Raw genomic sequence first — 382 nt, 5'->3', positions numbered from 1 at the left:
CTGGCGCACTACGCGCGATCTGCCCGAGCGTGGACGGATCGGCATCTTCAACCGGTCCTATTACGAAGAGGTGCTGATTGCTCGCGTTCATCCCGAGATTCTCCATAACGAAGGCCTACCGGATGCACTGCTCGACGAAAAGACAGTGTGGCATGACCGCTATCGTTCGATCTTGGACCTGGAGTTGCACCTTTCCGGGAACGGCACTCGGATCGTCAAGTTCTACCTTCACATCTCGAAGGAAGAGCAGCGCAAACGTTTCCTGCAGCGCATAGACGACCCCGAGAAAAACTGGAAATTCAGTGTTGCCGACGTCGAGGAACGGCGATACTGGAACCAGTACATGAAGGCCTACGAGGAATGCCTCAATGCGACCAGCACT

At 55.2% G+C, this 382-nt stretch carries 1 protein-coding gene; it reads left to right on the top strand.

Features of this window, described 5'->3' with window-relative positions:
- Positions 1-382 (top strand): polyphosphate kinase 2 family protein (locus P0D80_RS51395; protein WP_459252786.1); only part of this gene is annotated, 382 nt, incomplete at both ends.

The sequence above is a fragment of the Paraburkholderia sp. RL17-373-BIF-A genome (genome assembly GCF_046030175.1).
Classification (GTDB): domain Bacteria; phylum Pseudomonadota; class Gammaproteobacteria; order Burkholderiales; family Burkholderiaceae; genus Paraburkholderia.
Note: the sequence above shows the minus strand (reverse complement) of the source record. Positions and strands in the feature narration are given on the sequence as shown.